This window comes from Pediococcus cellicola (assembly GCF_001438655.1).
GTDB classification, from domain to species: Bacteria; Bacillota; Bacilli; order Lactobacillales; family Lactobacillaceae; genus Pediococcus; species Pediococcus cellicola.
In genome coordinates this window covers 1-1,687 of record NZ_JQBR01000022.1, presented here as the reverse complement: position 1 = coordinate 1,687, position 1,687 = coordinate 1, and the positions used below count along the sequence as shown (strand labels likewise).

Sequence of the window (1,687 nt, the reverse complement as noted above, 5' to 3'; positions counted from 1 at the left end):
TGCGATAATCCCTTTGTGGTTGTCAGATGAAATAATATAAATCATCTGATAAACATGGAGGGATTTTTATTATGCCTAGATCTAAATACACAGCATTGGAAAAACTAACAATTCTAGAAGAGTTCAAACAAGCCAATACATCTTATGCAGCATTTGCGAAAACATTTAACATTGGTGCAGAGGCATTGAAGCATTGGCAGACACGGTATGAACGTGATGGTATCGAAGGACTTGAAGAAGCGCACCAAAATAATCATTACTCTAAAGAGCTTAAACTAACAGCCGTTCTGGCATATTTGGCTGGGAAAGGAACTCTTGAAGAACTAACAATTAAATTTGGGTTACGTTCACATGAGCAACTACGTAACTGGATTTCTAGGTATAATGGGGATAAAACGGTGACGGCGTCACCGTCTAGAAAGCAGGTCCCTACTATGAGTCGTAAGACGACTACCTTTGAAGAACGGATTGAAGTTGTAGAGTACGTTACTAAGGACAATCACAGCTATTCTGAAGCTGCAGAACATTTTCAAGTATCTTATCAGCAAGCTAGGATGTGGGTACGCAAAGCTGAAGCCAACGGGTATCCAGCTTTAATGGATAATCGTGGACATCGAAAGCAACGAGATGAACTAACAGAAACCGAACAGTTAAAACTTGAGATTCGACAACTTAAGGTCCAGCTCAAAGAGAAAGAAATTATAGAGAAATTCGCAAAAAAATTACAGGAACTTCAGCACAAGGGGTGAACAAACAACATCGACTGGCCTATCAAGCAATCAAGGATGTCAGTCAAGAGGATCAGGGAACGTTATCGGTACTCTTAAGAGTTGTTGGTGTAAGCCGCCAGGCCTATTATAAGGGGCTCAACCGTGAAGAAACAATTTGGGAAGGCCACGATAAGAAACTCAAAGAACGTACCAAATATTGGTTTAATTTTCATCATCAGGGTATTGGTGCTGGAAATCTTCTGACTAATCTACAGCAAGACGAAGAAATTGACTTTTTAGTGACCTTTAAGATGGTGCGGCGTGTCATGCGAGAACTTGGTATTCATTGTCAAATTCGAAAGAAAAAGCACAATCGCACCAAACAAAACGAGCAATATATTCAAGACAATTTACTGAACCAGAATTTTGAAGTTAGTGCACCAAACGAGGTTTGGTTGTCTGACTCGACAGAGCTTTCGTATGGCGTGAATGGTGAGTATAAAGTACGTTTAAGCGGCGTATTAGATCTCTATGGGCGTCGATTACTATCGTACAATCTCAGCGATACCGAGACTAGCTCAGCTGAAATACAAGTCTTTCAGCGGGCGTTCGTAGCCGCCGGTGACGTTCATCCACGTATCCATACAGATCGTGGATCAGCTTATACATCGGGAGCATTTAACAATTTTTTGAACCAATTTGAAGTAGAACGAAGCATGTCTCGGCCAGGAACACCATATGACAACGCTCCAATGGAACGTTGGTGGAATGAGTTTAAGCTTCGCTGGATGGATCGTCATCCAATGGCCAAAACGTATAAAGAGCTGGTAAAACTCGTTGAAGATGGAATTGAATATTTTAACCATCAAAATCGTTCTGCACAAAGAAATGGCCTCACTCCAGATGAATACTGGAATGAAGCCATTTAGGTAAAAACCAAAAATTTATATTATTTCAACTGTCAACTTGACAGGGCC

2 protein-coding genes are annotated in these 1,687 nt (G+C 40.8%); both read left to right on the top strand.

Annotation, left to right across the window (positions count from 1 at the left end):
* Window positions 1-71 precede the first annotated feature (71 nt).
* Complete coding sequence (locus IV80_RS09905; RefSeq protein ID WP_057752927.1) at window positions 72-749, top strand: helix-turn-helix domain-containing protein; 678 nt, start codon at window positions 72-74, stop codon at window positions 747-749.
* Window positions 746-1,639 (top strand): IS3 family transposase, encoded by an 894-nt coding sequence (locus tag IV80_RS09900; protein WP_057752925.1) that lies wholly within the window; start codon window positions 746-748, stop codon window positions 1,637-1,639. The genes IV80_RS09905 and IV80_RS09900 overlap by 4 nt, the downstream gene beginning before the upstream one ends.
* Window positions 1,640-1,687 lie beyond the last annotated feature (48 nt).

What these genes read in the sequence shown, in the direction of transcription:
- IV80_RS09905 (WP_057752927.1), top strand. Translation starts at nt 72, where the DNA reads ATGCCTAGATCTAAATACACAGCATTGGAAAAACTAACAATTCTAGAA.